Consider the following 15,330-nt stretch of genomic DNA (forward strand, 5'->3'; position numbering starts at 1 on the left):
ACACGCTCATTACAAATCATTAACAAAAAGTTGCTCTAACGCATCCGTGTAGCAGGACGCAAACGCACATGCAGCGTGATGACAGACGAGCAGAACCAGAAGCGCTCGAAGGAGAGGTGAATGGAAAGCAAAGTAGTTGTTCCGGCGGAAGGTAAGAAGATCACCCTGCAAAACGGCAAACTCAACGTTCCTGAAAATCCGATTATCCCGTTCATTGAAGGCGACGGTATCGGCGTTGATGTAACCCCACCGATGATCAAAGTTGTCGATGCTGCTGTCGAGAAAGCCTATAAAGGCGAGCGTAAAATCTCCTGGATGGAAATCTACACCGGCGAGAAATCCACTCAGGTTTATGGCCAGGATGTCTGGCTGCCTGCTGAAACCTTAGATCTGATTCGTGAATATCGTGTTGCCATCAAAGGCCCCCTGACCACACCAGTTGGCGGCGGTATTCGCTCTCTGAACGTTGCCCTGCGTCAGGAACTTGACCTGTATGTCTGCCTGCGCCCGGTGCGTTATTACCAGGGTACGCCTAGCCCGGTTAAACACCCTGAACTGACCGACATGGTCATCTTCCGTGAAAACTCCGAAGATATCTACGCGGGTATCGAGTGGAAAGCGGACTCTGCCGATGCCGAGAAAGTGATTAAATTCCTGCGCGAAGAGATGGGCGTGAAGAAAATCCGCTTCCCGGAACACTGCGGTATCGGTATTAAACCGTGTTCTGAAGAAGGGACTAAACGTCTGGTTCGTGCAGCGATCGAATACGCCATCGCTAACGATCGTGATTCTGTTACCCTGGTACACAAAGGTAACATTATGAAGTTCACCGAAGGCGCGTTCAAAGACTGGGGTTACCAGTTAGCGCGTGAAGAATTCGGTGGTGAACTGATCGACGGCGGTCCATGGGTGAAAATCAAGAACCCGAAAACCGGTAAAGAGATCGTAGTGAAGGACGTTATCGCAGATGCGTTCCTGCAACAGATCCTGCTGCGTCCGGCTGAATATGACGTGATTGCCTGTATGAACCTGAACGGCGACTACATCTCCGATGCGCTGGCCGCACAGGTTGGTGGTATTGGTATCGCACCGGGTGCGAACATCGGTGACGAATGCGCACTGTTCGAAGCAACCCACGGTACTGCACCGAAGTATGCAGGCCAGGATAAAGTGAACCCAGGTTCCATCATTCTGTCCGCTGAAATGATGCTGCGTCACATGGGTTGGGTCGAAGCGGCTGACCTGATCGTTAAAGGTATGGAAGGCGCGATTAACGCCAAGACCGTAACTTACGATTTCGAACGTCTGATGGACGGCGCTAAGCTGCTGAAATGTTCAGAGTTTGGTGACGCGATCATCGAAAACATGTAATCCAGATTCTGGGTTGTATGAGAACGGGAGCCGAGAGGTTCCCGTTTTTTTTAATAGTATTCGAACAGTTATCAAAAATTTATCAAAACGATTTATCAAAATAGGCTCACTTTGCCTCAGTTTTGAAACTTTTTTTAACCACCAAGATCATGCAGCTAATCACTTCTGCAATGAGGTTAAGAGATAGCACGACAGAAAAAAGTTCTAAAGCAGTGAATAGCTTGCTTTTGGAAGGGATAAATTCGTGCTGAGGATAACTTATTAGTGGTATGTCATAATTACGTAAATAAGGAAGGAAAATTGTTGCTGCCAGACATAGAACAAGTAATTTCAGATCTGATTCTAAACTTTCTAAATAGCCCGTAAAGTCTGTAGTTTTCTCGCCCTTGTTAATGACAGCCAAAATTCCGAAGATAACGGAGATACCCGCGGTTATCCCTCCGAGTATTGAACCAATTACTCCAGCAGAAGCCTGCTCAAGCAAGGTATAAATTTGTTTATCAGTAGACGATAATGCTAAGCACAAAAAGAAAGTAACTATAGCTTTAATCCAGACGGTTAGAATTTTCATTTTTGAACGTATACCTGTTTTGATGTAAGGCAATGATTTCTTTAACATCACTTGCTGAGTAACCATCAAGTTCAATTTCTGATATCTCACCTTCGATCAGCACGATTTTGGCTGTCTGATTACTGGATACAGTCGTAGATTTTGACTTGAGCGTCTTACGTCCTTTAATCAACCATGACCCGCCACCATCTTTGACCCAGTCAACAAGAGTCGAAGCCCAATGAGAACCTTTGAGTTTCAAATTGCCATCTTTGTTTTCAAAAGTAGTGGTTACAGCATTTGCATTGGTATCTTCTTCAAGCTTCCGTAAATCTTTGGTTAAAGCTTGCTTACTGCTTCCGAAAATATTCGGAGTAATCAGCGTAAAGCTGACTTTATCGATAAATGGAAGTCTATGATACTCTGACCAAAAATCTTCCATTTCAAGACAAGGCTCAATAAATATTCTAAGTCCTAACTGAGCCAAATAGTCGTTATTGGTTAGATCTTCGAACGCTTTAGCAACTTGATGCGCATCCTTGAAAACCGCAGTTTTCCTCTCAACCAGTAACACTTGCTCTTCTCTGTCCCACATCCATACGATAGGTGGATAGTTGTCTACATCGTACTCACGAAAATCTTTATCATGACCCTTGATCTTTTGCTGCTTTGATATGACTCCTGCCATAACACCATCAGTAGGTTTTATGCTCAATTTCAGGGTATAACTAGTTTTCTTATAAACGGAGGGTGTTGATGAAGTCATATGTAACTTTTTTGCAGCGAGAACCATGGCATTTTCAAAATGAGAGATATCTTTCTGAACAGATCCTTTCGAAAAGAGGTCTGGATCGCGCGGTCTCATTAACACACGTAAGGCATACAACAGCATAAGAAAACTCCTGTAAATTATTTGGTTTCATTATTCCATAAAACCAAGCACCTTCAAGAGCTTAAATTCTTTTGTTGCTGTATGTATATACAGTAGCATTGAATGTTGGAAAATTCAAACCTTGATTTTTGCCCATTCCTTACCACGATCATCATGGTATCGGGCTGTCTGATTAGGCGACTTATGTCCCAGAAGCTTTTGGGTATCGATACCCTGAACTTCGTAAAGCCGCTCAGATAATGACCTTTGTTCGTGGAATGTTGCGGGTGAGCCATCCCCCCAGTCAATCCCAGCCAGATCTCTCGCCTTACTAAAATTCATTGTTAATGTGTTTGATTTAACTTGTGCGCCGCGTTCAGCCTGTGAAGTCGTACGAAAAAAATGTACAAGGTATGGGCTGACTGCATAGTCACGGCAGCGAGCTACAACATCGCGCAGGCTCCAGTTGATTGCATTCAAACGCAGGGAAAGAGGAATAGCTATTTTGCTGCCGGTTTTTTCCTGTTCGATATGCAGATGATCATCCCATATATCGCTAAATTTCATTTTGGATATGTCACCAAGACGTTGCCCTGTCACAAGGGCAAGCAGCATTGCATTCCCCATATACTGTTGTTTCTTATCTGCGATATCGAAAATCTTCTGCCACTCCTCGAGACTAAGTCGTTGTCTGGTAATCTTGCGCCTGGGCTGTTTAGTAGCAAGGGCAGGGTTGTGACCAGGCGGCACTTCACCGTAGTGTTGGGCCTCTTTGAATACATCGATCAGCACTGAACGAACAACTTGTGCCATTCTTGGTTGGCCTGCAGATAGATACTCTTCAAGAATTTGAGCAATATCCCTGACATCAACAGAAGATATGAGCTTCATTCCCGCACGTTCCTTAAGAAGTGCAACTGGCTTGGCTTTTTGTTTATACGTATTCTCCTTGATATCACCTGACGCGAATCTTTCCTCCTGAATTTTCCAGTATCGCTCAAGCCAGGTAATAGTCGTAATTGCTTTACCCTTGCTGGTAGCGATTCGATCGCTAATAGCAAGTACCTGTCTTGAACGCTGCTCAGCAAGTCTTGCGTTTGCCTCAGTAGCAATTGCTCTAGCCTCAGCTTCATCAGTACCCAGGCTGTGAAATTTCCCAGTCACAGGATGCTTGTACCGCCAATACACTTTATTGACCTTACGACTGTATAGTGGATAGAGGTTAGGTATTGATACATTATTTTTACGTGGTCTCGCAGCCATCGCTGAGGATCCTTTGCAATTTTGGTGAATCAGATTTCTTGATAACAGGCGCAGCAAGTTCTCCAACCAATTCCGCGTCCTCCCTCACTCTCCAGAGCCTACCTTGTTTCATGGCTGGTGGAGAAAAGAGGTTTTGCTTAGCGTAACGGCGCAATGTCGAGACGCTAGGTGGATTACTTCTGTATTTATCAGTTGCCCATTCTTCAAGAGTTAACATCTGAATCATGCGTTATTCTCCATATAACCCAGCTGCACCCGGGTTTTAATATCAAATATTCGTACGGTTCTGAGCTGCCGCGTATACCGCTACATTCAGTAGATTAATTTTCCTACGACCCACGGCTTAGAAGTCCGTTACTCTCTTTAAGCTAACATCGCAACTGGAAGCGCGCTCCGGTTACTTTGGATTAACGACTGACCTTAAAGGTTAAGGGACAGAACGCGCTTTCATGTTGAACCCTGAAAAAGGCTGGCGGTTACCGGACAAACGGGAAAACACCGGGCCGCCAGAACAGGGAAGTACTTGTTATTGCTTTGGCCTGCTTTTAACCACATCAGGCGCGGTGGTATCTTGGTGTTCTCACACAGCCAAGAAGGAAATAGCATGCGCGGAGTCGTCGTTCATCATGAGCACCGTATCGGTTATATCGTTATCCGTGACCCTATGGGGGAGTTCACAGTTGCAGAGCTGCTCGGCGGATATGATGTTGAGAAAGGGCACGTCATATCCGGTGATCTCCATAGCCTCGGAGGCGAAACATTTCTGAATGAGACTGAGGATGAAGATATTGATGTTTTCGTTCAGGGTTATGGCATGTCTGAACAGCAATCAATTCTTATGATCCGACGTACTCGCTAAACCACTTACGAAACAGAGCACAGCTTTTTAACGTTGCGTTGCAGTAATCAACGGATATGACCTGTCCTTCAGCTAATGGCTGTTGGAGCCCTTCGTTAATCTGCAACCCTCGTTTTGCAGCTTGTTCTAAGCCCGCAATCTTCTCTAAAAGCGCTTTCGCATTCTTATCCACTGACTATCTCCACACTTAGGCGAATCATCCGGTTATTCATATGCCACCGACGGCTACTTCGTGGGCGTCCTGCCTGTTCGCTGTTGATGAATGAAATCTAACTTAACTTAGCTTTTAGATCAAGGAAAAACGCCAAACTATTCTTAGCTTGATGTTAAGAGAAAGGTTAGAGGTGGGTTAAAGTTCGTACTGAACGCCTTTGACAACTCCGATAATCAGGCAATTACCGTTTATTGAAATGTTTGGATAGCGTGGATTCAAGGGAACTAAGAACTTTTGAGGCCCATCGATGACGAGTTTTTTTACAGTAGCCTCGTTTGTCCCATCAAGCCTGGCTACGACTATCTTTCCATTAAGTGGCTCTGCATCAGGATCTACTATGACCGTTGCCCCTTCAGGGATTGTGGGGAGCCCATTAGGGTTTGTCATCGAATCACCTTTGACCTCCAATGCAAAGGAGCTATCACCTATCCTGAGTGATGTTTCTACCCACTTATCTACTTCACTGAAAACTTCTGCTGCTTTACATTCTGTAAACTGTCCAGCCTGAACCCAAGATATCACCGGAATCCTTCGCATCTTGGTTATCAGATTTCCTTCGAATTCAGTGCCATAAAGTATGTAATCAATTGATGTGTTGAAATACTTTGCAAGTTTCGCAAGTGACTCACCGCCTGGCACATTAATGTCTTTTTCCCAATACCCAACCGCCACATCGCTAACACCACAGAACTTACCCAGTTCTTTCTGCGAAGTTTTAGTTATGCGCCTGAGAGCTTTGATGCGCTGACCGACAGTTTCCATTTGAACACCATAAAAAATTAAAAGGCTAAGCAATCTTAGTTTTTATTGACCAAAGTTAGATTGGTTATTAATATCTAATCAAACTTAGCTAAGGAGGCATTATGACAACCGATGATATTGAAAACTACTTCGGCAGTACTGAGAAAGTTGCCGAGTTTTTTGGAATCACAAGCGAGGCCGTTTACCAGTGGCGTAATAGAACTGGTCGCCTAATCCCGAAAGGACGTGCAGCAGAAGCAGCCTATCGGACTGGGGGAAAATTGGTTTTCCATCCCGACCTTTACGAAAAGCGTAGCGAAGCTTCAGTAAAACTCAAACCACAGGAATAAGGGGGGAACCGTGGGTAACGAACCTATTTGGAAAGTCGAACGTCAGCCTTCTTGGCTGGTGGTAGCGATTAAAAAAACGATTACCGATCTGCATGGTGGATATGCTGAGGCGGCGGAATGGTTGGGTGTGACAGAGAACGCATTGTTTAACCGCCTTCGCGTTGATGGTGACCAGATCTTCCCACTGGGCTGGGCAATGGTTTTACAACGTGCTGGTGGTTCAACTCATATCGCTGATGCCGTTGCGCGCCATTCTCAGGGCGTATTTGTACCACTTGCAGATGTTGATGATCTGGATAACGCCGATATCAACCAGCGCCTGATGGAGTCCATCGAATGGATAGGTCGTCATTCTAATTTTGTGCGTAAAGCCACGGCTGATGGGGTAATTGACGCAGATGAGCGTGCTCAGATTGAGGAAAACAGCTATCAGGTTATCGCGAAGTTCCAGGAGCACGTAGCGCTTCTTTATCGAGTTTTTTGTGTCGCTGAAAAGAGTGACGCCCGCGAGTGTGCAGCTCCGGGCGCCTTGGCGAACAACTCTTCGAGTATGGAGAAATAATCCGCATGAGCAGTTTAACGGCTTTTAACCGTCTACCGCAACTCAGGATGATCCCGGTTTCGGGTACTCCGTTGTTTCGGTATGAACGCAGATTATCAAACCGCTGGGTTCCGTGTAACCACAGTAGGGCGGTTTCAATTGTGGGGGTCTACAACCGGAGGGCAAAACGCCTGTGCGCGAACTTAACCGAAGGTTCAAAGACCACCGTGGAGTGCCAGTCCGTGTTATCCGCTGGGAGCCAGAAACACAGCGCGTTATCTATCTGCGTGATGGCTACCCGCACGAATGTTTCAGCCCACTTGAGCAATTCAGGCAGAAGTTCAGGGAGATAACAGACGATCATGAGCACTAAATTAACCGGCTACGTATGGGATGGTTGCGCGGCGTCGGGCATGAAGTTGTCTAGTGTCGCGATCATGGCTCGCCTGGCTGATTTCAGCAGCGATGAGGGTGTGTGCTGGCCGTCCATTGAAACTATTGCTCGCCAGCTTGGCGCAGGGCCGAGCACTATCAGAACGGCAATCGCTAGGCTTGAAAAAGATGGCTGGCTCACGCGTACACAGCGCCGTAATGGTAACCGTAATGCATCGAACGTGTACCGCCTGAATGTGGCGAAACTTCAGGCTGCCGCATTTTCTCAACTGTCAGATTCTGACACGTCAAAATCTGACGCATCAAAATTTGACGCCTCAAAAACTGACCCGTCAAAATCTGGAAAAAACAGCGGTTTTGACCCGTCAGAATCTGGCGGGGATCCGTCAGTAAAATCAAAACAAGATCCACAAGTAACTTCAAAACCCTCTTGTCCGGTTGCTGCGCAACCTGACCCTGAGGTTGTGATTACTGATCAGGCCAGACAGGTCTTGTCTTACCTGAACCAGACAACTGGCTCACGCTACCAGGTATGCAGTACGTCGCTGGAGAATATTCGCGCCCGTCTTCGGGAACAATTTACGGTTGATGACCTGTGCCTGGTAGTGGATTACAAAAATGCCGATTGGCGTGATAGCGAGCAGGCGCAATATCTCCGCCCGGCAACTCTGTTTATTCCAAAAAACTTCCCTGGTTACCTGCAAAGCGCGACCAAATGGTCTGCCGCTGGGCGACCTGAGCGCGTTAACGGTAAATGGGCGGCTAACTCAGCCAGCCGCGCAAGCTTCCAAAATGTTGACTACTCACTTCCAGAAAATTCGGGGTTCCGCTCATGATGCCAAATAAATATTGCCAGGCGCTGTCGGCACTGCGTAGCCAACCAGCTCACGAATTGAAAGAAGTTGGCGATCAGTGGCGAACACCGGATCTGCTGTTTTGGGGGATCAACGCGCTATTTGGTCCATTAGTTCTGGACTTGTTTGCTGACGACGACAACGCGAAATGCCCGGTATGGTACACCGCCGAAGATAACGCGCTGGTGCAGGATTGGGCGGAAATGCTGGAGTCAATCGGCGGGGCCGCATTCGGTAATCCACCCTATAGCCGCTCTCAGTACCACGAGAAACAGGCGATCACCGGCATGACCCACATCATGGATCACACAATGGAGATGCGTGAAAAGGGTGGGCGTTACGTGTTCCTCATTAAAGCGGCGACAAGTGAAACATGGTGGCCGGAAGACGCCGATCACATCATGTTTATTCGCGGTCGCATTGGTTTCGATCTCCCTGTGTGGTTTGTTCCTGCCGACGATAAGCAGAAACCCACAGGTGCTTTCTTTGCTGGTGCAATCGCTTTGTTCGACAAGACCTGGCGCGGCGAGCGTTTCAGCTACATCAGCCGTACCGATCTGGAGGAAAAAGGGAAGGCGTTTATGTCACTGGTCGAATTTGCCGCGGGAAAGGTTCAGCCACCAGCCACCATGGTGCCAGAGCAAGAAGAACCTATTGTAGCGCCAGCAGCATTACCTGGTGTGGATTCGCGTATCTGGCCGCTTGAGGTTGGTCTGGTGTTCAACCAGGTTGAGGGGGCTGATTCTCTGGACGCATCGCAGCAGAATAAGCTGAAAGCGAACATTAACCAGCTGTGGCTTGAGCGCATGCCAACCAGCGAAATCATTACTACTGCTGGTGGACTGGTCAGCAGCATGCAGGGGGTAACCCATGCGTGAGATTATCGTTGATAACTTTGCTGGTGGCGGTGGCGCATCAACGGGTATTGAACTGGCGATCGGGCGCAGCGTGGATATTGCGATCAACCACGACGAAAACGCCATTGCGATGCACAAGACGAACCACCCGGACACACTGCATTATTGTGAATCCGTATTTGACGTGGATCCGGTAGCTGCCACTGGCGGTAATCCTGTCGGCCTGGCATGGTTTAGCCCGGACTGCCGACACTTCTCGAAGGCAAAAGGCGCAAAGCCAGTGAAAAAAGAGATACGCGGTCTGGCCTGGATTGTTCTGCGTTGGGCACTGGCGAAACGACCGCGCGTGATGATGCTGGAGAACGTGGAAGAGTTCAAAACGTGGGGACCGCTACTGGCCGATGAAATGCGTCCGGATCCTGCCCGTACTGGCGAAACATTCAATGCATTTGTCGGCATGCTGTCCACTGGCATTCCTGCTGACCACCCGGCACTGTCAGAGGTTTGTGAGTTTCTGTCTATTGAAAGAGGTAGCGAGCAGGCGCAACAGCTGGTGGATGGGCTTGGATATGATGTTGATTATCGCGAACTACGCGCGTGTGATTACGGCGCGCCGACGATCCGCAAACGCTTCTTCATGGTTATGCGCTGCGATGGCTGCCCAATCCAGTGGCCTGCTGTCACCCATGGGGATCCTAAGTCTCTGGAGGTGCAGAGCGGCAGGCTGATGCCATGGCGTACCGCTGCGGAATGTATCGACTGGAATGTTCCGGCCCTGTCCATCTTCGACCGCAAAAAACCGCTGGCGGAGAACACTCTGAAGCGGATCGCACGCGGCATACAGCGCTTTGTTATCGAAAGTGCGTCGCCGTTTATCGTGAAGTGTAACCACACAAGCTCAAAAAATGCGTATGACGCTTTTCGCGGGCAGTCGCTGAATGAGCCATTACAGACCATTACTAAAAAACTCGGCTATGCGTTAGCCGTTCCACACCTGACAAAATTCCGCACTGGCGCAACCGGGCAGCCCGTTACCGAACCTGTCCCGACGGTAACCGCTGGCACATCAAAACGTCCAGGTGGGAATGGGCATGCACTCGGGATTGTTGAGGCTGCACTGACGCCATTCCTGGCGGGTAATGGTGGTAGTGAATACCAGGCTAAACCGCGCCCGCTGGATAAACCTGCTCATACCATTCTGAAGCAATCCCGCGCCTGTCTTGTTGCGCCAGTGATAGCCCGCCAGTTTGGGGCCAGCGTCGGCCACCGGGCAGACGAACCGAGCGCAACCATCACCGCTGGCGGTGGCGGTAAATCTCAACTGGTAACGCCTACGCTGATCCAGATGGGTTATGGCGAACGACCTGGACAAGAACCGCGTGTGCTGCGGCTGGATAACCCGCTGGGGACCGTTACTGCAGGTGGAAATAAATTCGCGACGGTGAGCGCGTTCCTGGCTAAACACTACGGCGGTAACTATACGGGGCCGGGTGTCAGTATGGATGAACCCGCGCACTCAGTGACCACTGTCGACCATCATGCAGTAGTTGCCTCTCATCTGGTGAAACTGCGTGGAACATGCCGCGACGGGCAACGCCTAGATGTGCCCATGCCAACAATCACCGCTGGTGGCCAACACGTGGGTGAGGTACGCACATTTCTCGAGACGTATTGCGGGGAAAGTGACGATGAATGGCTGGTAACTATCGATGGGGTGAAATACCAGATCGTTGATATCGGAATGCGCATGTTGCAGCCGCATGAACTCTACAAAGCGCAGGGCTTCCCCGATGGATACGTTATTGATCAGGACTACCGTGGAAATCGCTATGCAAAAGATAAGCAGGTAGCCCGCTGCGGTAATGCGGTACCACCACCATTTGCTAGGGCGCTGGTGGAGGCAAATCTTCCGGAACTGTGTGCAGTGCAACAACAGGAGGTGGCATGAAACTTGTGCTCCCGTTCCCTCCGAGCGTGAACACTTACTGGCGCGCCCCTAACAAGGGGCCGCTGGCCGGTCGTCACCTCATTAGCGCTGATGGTCGTAAATACCAGAGCGCAGCCTGCATGGCGATCATTGAGCAATTACGACGTCTCCCGAAGCCATCGACTGAACTGGCAGCGGTAGAAATCACTCTGTACCCGCCGGATGCGCGCCGCCGGGATATCGATAATTACAACAAAGCCCTGTTTGACGCGCTGACGCATGCGGGTGTCTGGGAAGATGACAGCCAGATTAAGCGCATGCTGGTGGAATGGGGACCCGTAGTGCCGAAAGGTCGGGTAGAGATAACGATCAGCAGATATGAACCGGCGGGTGCAGCCGCCTGATATGGAGAAAAGTATGAGCCAGTTAATCGTGAATGGTGTTGTAACAATGTCCAGCCGTGATATTGCGGATCTGGTTCAGAGTAAACACAGTGACGTGAAACGCTCGGCTGAGCGTCTTGTTGCTGCGGGAATTTTAACCGCGCCGTTGGCGCAGTTCGATTTTGAGCATAACGGTAATGTTTACCAGGAGTATCGTTTTAACAAACGCGACTCTCTGGTGATTGTTGCCAGACTGTCACCTGAATTTACCGCCGCGGTTGTCGATCGCTGGCAGGAACTGGAAGAAGGGCAGAGTGTCAGTGTTCCCCGCTCATTGCCGGAAGCGCTTCGCCTGGCTGCTGATTTAGCCGAGCAGAAAGAGCAACTGACCATCCAGCTGGCAGCCGCGGCGCCAAAAGTGGAGTTTGTTGATCGTTATTGCTCTGCAAAAGGCTCCATGTCATTCCGGCAGGTAGCCAAATTGCTCAACGCAAAAGAAACTGAGTTCCGCCTGTTCCTTATTGAACGCAATATCCTGTATCGCCTCGGCGGCACACTTACCCCTATGGCGCAGCACATTTCCGCGGGAAGATTTGAAGTTAAGACGGGAACATCGAGCACATCCAATCACGCATTCAGCCAGACGCGTTTCACTGCCAAGGGAGTACGCTGGATTGGTGGTTTGTGGGCTGAACATATTGCAGGGGGACAGGCGGCGTGAGGGCTTTGTTAACTCCTGAAGTCGCCCATCGTATGGGGATTGTGTTGTTTCGTCCCGGCGCGGAACTGATGCACCTCTTCATGCGTGGTCGAGTTCTGCTCGAGCCTGAACCAGAAGAAATGGCGTCATTCAGTACCGGGGCTGTTCCGGCAGCCATTCAGCCGCTGGCTGATGATCCGGTAATGCGGCAGGTCTTCGGGAATGAGCGGGTTATTCAGCGTGCCGGTGGGCTTCCTTCCCTTGAGCAGTGGCTGAGTTCTCGGTTTGAATGCCAGTGGCCACATTCATCGTGGCACGACAAGAACTTCACAACAATGCGGCACTCACCAGGAAGCATTCGCCTGTGCTGGCATTGTGATCACACTTTGTCCGGGCAGCATACCGAACAGCTTGCAGGTATAGCGGTCGGTAACCTGGTATCCTGGATTCTGGAAGTCATTCGGCGTGATTCTGGTTTTCCCGAGTCGCATGTACTGACGCTTCCTGAACTGTGCTGGTGGATGGTCAGGAACGACCTGGCTGATGTAATACCGGAAAGCGTTGCGCACAAGGGGCTACGCCTTCCGGATGAAAACATCCGCTCTGTCATGAGGGAAAGCGACATTGTGCCTTCTGCGTCTGCAACCAGCCTCGTGCAGGAGAAGGCGAAGAAGATCCTCACGCTCTCTGTTGATCCAGAGTCGCCAGAGTCTTTCATGCTCAGACCAAAACGTCGCCGCTGGGTAAATGAGACGTACACCCGCTGGGTTAAAACACAACCCTGTGAGTGTTGCCGACGGCCAGCAGATGATCCGCACCATATCGTAGGGCACGGTATGGGGGGGACAGCAACAAAAGCCCATGATCTCTTCGTGATCCCTCTGTGCAGAGAGTGCCACGACGAGTTACACGCCGATGTACCGGCATTCGAGCAGAAGCATGGTACGCAGCTTGAGTTGCTACTGCGTTTTATGGATCGGGCGCTGGCGATCGGCGTAATTGCGAAAGCTTAAGTGTATGGAGCGCAAAGAAGCATGAATCAACAAGACCTGAATTTTGTAAGAATAGAATTGCGCCGCGCGCTAACTGACCTCTCTGGGGGAACAAAAGGGCAGCTTGAGGCTTTCAGTGAACACCCACCAGCAGACAAAAATGCCACCCCGCGCCGTGGAATTCATCTCGTCGAACTCGAAGGAGAGAAGGGACCACGCTTTGTTAACTCGCTTTCCGCGCCACTGTATGTGCTGGAAACACGCAGCCGCCGCAGGCCAATGCCGCCGATAAAAGATGCGGAATTTGAGTCCGCGCCGTGGCGTAGGGCAGTGTCCGCGCTTAGTGGATACCAGCAGGCCTGGTTGCGGTACTGCTACGGTTTTGACCTTAGCTATAAGCACCAGGTGATGATGTGTGAATACGTCTGGAAAACTTATCAGAAATGCCTGGGTGATAACTCCCTTCAGGAGCGCGTAGTAAAGAAACTGATAGGCCTGGTATGGCTGGCAGGGCAGGAAATTGCCGCAACCAGAAATAATGAAACCTATAAAGACTATGCTGGTGCAGCGTTGGCCCGCATGGTTAGCGTTGACCGTTCGACATGGTTGCGTGTCTATTCAGGGCACTGGGCCGGGTTAAAGGCCGCTTTTACCCAGCTTGATGAATCTGCGTTGGCAATGGCTCTTGAATACTATGAGGAAGAAGAAGCCCTCAAAGTGGCAGAAATGTGAAGTAAATTTCACTATCTCCTTCAAACGCGCTTGAAAAATGCAACAAAATAAGCCATATTTGAAGCATGTTTGATATGTTGCCAAAGTTTTATAAACCCGCCAGTGAGCGGGTTTTTTTATGGCAATTTAGCCATGCGCGGCGCATAAAGGCGCTGGTGGTCGCAGAATGGAATTCTTCTCTTGCTGGTGTCCCCAACCAGAGTTATCTGTATGTCACGCAAATAATTTTAGGTAAAAGACATGCTAAATCAGGAAGATATGACAGAAACCGCGAAGGCTGTTTTCAATGAGTTAAGCGATAAACCAGCAACGGCTGGGGAGATTGCACAGAATACCCACCTTAGCCGAGAACGTTGCCAGCTCATACTCACACAGCTGGTGATGGCGGGTTTATCTGATTACCAGTTTGGATGTTATAAACGCCTCCAGTAATGGGGGCTTTCTGCTGTGGAAATGGGCGGCTGGTGGGTGTTAGCGCACTCGGCCAGCCATCAGCTCATGCTTTCAGGTCACAAGCTAACCAAGGCCCACTGCTTTAGCGCAAAAGCAACGTGAGCCTATCAGAGTTACGCTTACTGATCTATGAAAAATACTGTAAAAATAAACAGTGTTGAGTTAATCAACGCTGATAGCCTGCATTACGTCGCCACCCTCCCGGATAACTCTATTGATCTGATAGTTACGGATCCGCCGTACTTCAAAGTGAAGCCCAACGGCTGGGACAACCAATGGAAGGGGGACGAGGACTACTTACGCTGGCTTGATAGCTGTCTGGCTGAGTATGCTCGCGTTCTTAAACCTGCTGGCAGCATTTACCTGTTTTGCGGTCACCGACTGGCCTCAGATATAGAGATTATGATGCGTGCCCGGTTCAACGTTTTGAATCACATCATTTGGGCAAAACCATCGGGCCGTTGGAATGGCTGTAATAAAGAAAGCCTGCGTGCGTACTTTCCATCTACGGAACGGATTTTGTTTGCTGAGCACTATCTTGGGCCGTACACAGGTAAAGAGGATGTTTACGAAAGGAAAAGCACAGAGCTAAAGCAGCACATTATGACGCCGCTGATTGATTACTTCCGTAATGCCCGTGAATCACTGGGTGTCAGCTCGAAAGAAATAGCTGTGGCAACCGGAAAGAAAAACATGGCGTCACACTGGTTTGGTGCAAGCCAATGGCAACTACCAAATGAAGTGGACTATAGAAAATTGCAGGAACTGTTCACGCGGATCGCTATCGATAAGCACATTCAGCAGAAGCTTGAACATCCTCACCACCAGCTGGTAGCTACCTATCAGTCATTAAACCGCAAGTATTCAGAATTGCTGGAGGAATACAAAACCCTCCGGCGCTGCTTCTCTGTTTCCGCTCTTGTTCCGTATACCGACGTATGGACGCATAAGCCTGTTCAGTTTTATCCGGGCAAACATCCATGCGAAAAACCTGCCGACATGCTGAAGCAGATCATTAGCGCCAGCAGCAGACCAGGGGATATCGTTGCTGATTTTTTTATGGGCTCTGGTTCAACTGTGAAAGCTGCAATAGAACTTGGTCGTCGGGCGATCGGGGTAGAACTGGAAGCTGACAGATTTATTCAGACCACCGAAGAGGTGGAAAAACTGAGCAAAACATAATGATCATCACGCCCCTGTGGATGTGGTGATCACCATTTTCAGGCACCGGGAATCATCCTTACTTTTATTTGAACAAAAGAGCCCGGTTGCCTGATTT

General features: G+C 49.4%; 20 protein-coding genes. 15 read left to right on the plus strand and 5 right to left on the minus strand.

The features are described from left to right. Nucleotides 1-120 precede the first annotated feature (120 nt). Nucleotides 121-1,371, plus strand: a complete 1,251-nt coding sequence (gene icd, locus OGW16_RS02830; protein ID WP_003030769.1) for an NADP-dependent isocitrate dehydrogenase — start codon at nucleotides 121-123, stop codon at nucleotides 1,369-1,371. Nucleotides 1,372-1,477: 106 nt separating this feature from the next. On the opposite strand, the gene OGW16_RS02835 is transcribed toward icd, so the two are convergent. From OGW16_RS02835 to OGW16_RS02850, 4 genes are all read right to left on the minus strand, one after another. Further along, on the minus strand, nucleotides 1,478-1,942 hold the full coding sequence (locus OGW16_RS02835; protein ID WP_275220349.1) for a hypothetical protein: 465 nt from the start codon (nucleotides 1,940-1,942) through the stop codon (nucleotides 1,478-1,480). Continuing rightward, nucleotides 1,917-2,813, minus strand: a complete 897-nt coding sequence (locus OGW16_RS02840; protein ID WP_286517781.1) for a hypothetical protein — start codon at nucleotides 2,811-2,813, stop codon at nucleotides 1,917-1,919. Before OGW16_RS02840 ends, OGW16_RS02835 begins: the two co-directional genes overlap by 26 nt. A 114-nt stretch (nucleotides 2,814-2,927) precedes the next feature. After that, nucleotides 2,928-4,055: a site-specific integrase gene (locus tag OGW16_RS02845; RefSeq protein WP_275220353.1), complete on the minus strand. Its 1,128-nt coding sequence runs from the start codon at nucleotides 4,053-4,055 to the stop codon at nucleotides 2,928-2,930. Further along, nucleotides 4,036-4,281: an excisionase gene (locus OGW16_RS02850; protein WP_008784452.1), complete on the minus strand. Its 246-nt coding sequence runs from the start codon at nucleotides 4,279-4,281 to the stop codon at nucleotides 4,036-4,038. Before OGW16_RS02850 ends, OGW16_RS02845 begins: the two co-directional genes overlap by 20 nt. A 378-nt stretch (nucleotides 4,282-4,659) precedes the next feature. Here OGW16_RS02850 and OGW16_RS02855 point away from each other — a divergent pair, with 378 nt between their 5' ends. After that, a complete protein-coding gene (locus OGW16_RS02855) occupies nucleotides 4,660-4,914 on the plus strand; it encodes a hypothetical protein (protein ID WP_079902980.1) in 255 nt (84 codons plus the stop codon). A gap of 349 nt (nucleotides 4,915-5,263) precedes the next feature. Here the strand turns inward: OGW16_RS02855 and OGW16_RS02860 are convergent, their stop codons facing one another. Continuing rightward, the gene (locus tag OGW16_RS02860; protein ID WP_046669973.1) at nucleotides 5,264-5,890 is read right to left on the minus strand and encodes a LexA family protein; all 627 of its coding nucleotides are present in this window, start codon (nucleotides 5,888-5,890) and stop codon (nucleotides 5,264-5,266) included. Nucleotides 5,891-5,991: 101 nt separating this feature from the next. On the opposite strand from OGW16_RS02860, the gene OGW16_RS02865 reads away from it, so the two are divergent. The 13 genes from OGW16_RS02865 (at nucleotide 5,992) to OGW16_RS02920 (ending at nucleotide 15,233) form a co-directional block, all read left to right on the plus strand. Further along, nucleotides 5,992-6,219: a Cro/CI family transcriptional regulator gene (locus OGW16_RS02865; RefSeq protein ID WP_046669972.1), complete on the plus strand. Its 228-nt coding sequence runs from the start codon at nucleotides 5,992-5,994 to the stop codon at nucleotides 6,217-6,219. Nucleotides 6,220-6,229: 10 nt separating this feature from the next. After that, nucleotides 6,230-6,781, plus strand: a complete 552-nt coding sequence (locus OGW16_RS02870) for a YmfL family putative regulatory protein (protein WP_046669971.1) — start codon at nucleotides 6,230-6,232, stop codon at nucleotides 6,779-6,781. A 172-nt stretch (nucleotides 6,782-6,953) separates the two neighbouring features. Next, nucleotides 6,954-7,133 (plus strand): DUF4222 domain-containing protein, encoded by a 180-nt coding sequence (locus tag OGW16_RS02875; protein ID WP_071846966.1) that lies wholly within the window; start codon nucleotides 6,954-6,956, stop codon nucleotides 7,131-7,133. Further along, a complete protein-coding gene (locus OGW16_RS02880) occupies nucleotides 7,123-7,989 on the plus strand; it encodes a conserved phage C-terminal domain-containing protein (RefSeq protein ID WP_286517794.1) in 867 nt (288 codons plus the stop codon). The genes OGW16_RS02875 and OGW16_RS02880 overlap by 11 nt, the downstream gene beginning before the upstream one ends. Continuing rightward, nucleotides 7,989-8,885 carry a phage N-6-adenine-methyltransferase gene (locus OGW16_RS02885; RefSeq protein ID WP_286517824.1) on the plus strand — a complete coding sequence of 299 codons (897 nt, stop codon included), beginning with the start codon at nucleotides 7,989-7,991 and terminating at the stop codon, nucleotides 8,883-8,885. Before OGW16_RS02880 ends, OGW16_RS02885 begins: the two co-directional genes overlap by 1 nt. Then, on the plus strand, nucleotides 8,878-10,812 hold the full coding sequence (locus OGW16_RS02890) for a DNA cytosine methyltransferase (RefSeq protein ID WP_049280213.1): 1,935 nt from the start codon (nucleotides 8,878-8,880) through the stop codon (nucleotides 10,810-10,812). Before OGW16_RS02885 ends, OGW16_RS02890 begins: the two co-directional genes overlap by 8 nt. After that, on the plus strand, nucleotides 10,809-11,195 hold the full coding sequence (locus OGW16_RS02895) for a RusA family crossover junction endodeoxyribonuclease (protein ID WP_103284345.1): 387 nt from the start codon (nucleotides 10,809-10,811) through the stop codon (nucleotides 11,193-11,195). Before OGW16_RS02890 ends, OGW16_RS02895 begins: the two co-directional genes overlap by 4 nt. A gap of 13 nt (nucleotides 11,196-11,208) precedes the next feature. Then, nucleotides 11,209-11,895 carry a phage regulatory protein/antirepressor Ant gene (locus tag OGW16_RS02900; protein ID WP_003034743.1) on the plus strand — a complete coding sequence of 229 codons (687 nt, stop codon included), beginning with the start codon at nucleotides 11,209-11,211 and terminating at the stop codon, nucleotides 11,893-11,895. Next, on the plus strand, nucleotides 11,892-12,887 hold the full coding sequence (locus OGW16_RS02905) for a DUF968 domain-containing protein (RefSeq protein ID WP_286517797.1): 996 nt from the start codon (nucleotides 11,892-11,894) through the stop codon (nucleotides 12,885-12,887). Before OGW16_RS02900 ends, OGW16_RS02905 begins: the two co-directional genes overlap by 4 nt. Before the next feature lie 21 nt (nucleotides 12,888-12,908). Continuing rightward, the gene (locus OGW16_RS02910; RefSeq protein WP_199983205.1) at nucleotides 12,909-13,598 is read left to right on the plus strand and encodes a bacteriophage antitermination protein Q; all 690 of its coding nucleotides are present in this window, start codon (nucleotides 12,909-12,911) and stop codon (nucleotides 13,596-13,598) included. A 65-nt stretch (nucleotides 13,599-13,663) separates the two neighbouring features. Then, nucleotides 13,664-13,888 (plus strand): hypothetical protein, encoded by a 225-nt coding sequence (locus OGW16_RS02915; protein WP_180956660.1) that lies wholly within the window; start codon nucleotides 13,664-13,666, stop codon nucleotides 13,886-13,888. Further along, nucleotides 13,839-14,030 (plus strand): hypothetical protein, encoded by a 192-nt coding sequence (locus tag OGW16_RS26325; RefSeq protein ID WP_003034749.1) that lies wholly within the window; start codon nucleotides 13,839-13,841, stop codon nucleotides 14,028-14,030. The genes OGW16_RS02915 and OGW16_RS26325 overlap by 50 nt, the downstream gene beginning before the upstream one ends. A 150-nt stretch (nucleotides 14,031-14,180) precedes the next feature. Continuing rightward, on the plus strand, nucleotides 14,181-15,233 hold the full coding sequence (locus tag OGW16_RS02920; RefSeq protein ID WP_103284343.1) for a DNA-methyltransferase: 1,053 nt from the start codon (nucleotides 14,181-14,183) through the stop codon (nucleotides 15,231-15,233). Nucleotides 15,234-15,330: the final 97 nt, after the last annotated feature.

Origin of the sequence: Citrobacter sp. Ce104, from assembly GCF_030334595.1 — a bacterium.
Taxonomy (GTDB): Bacteria; Pseudomonadota; Gammaproteobacteria; order Enterobacterales; family Enterobacteriaceae; genus Citrobacter; species Citrobacter europaeus.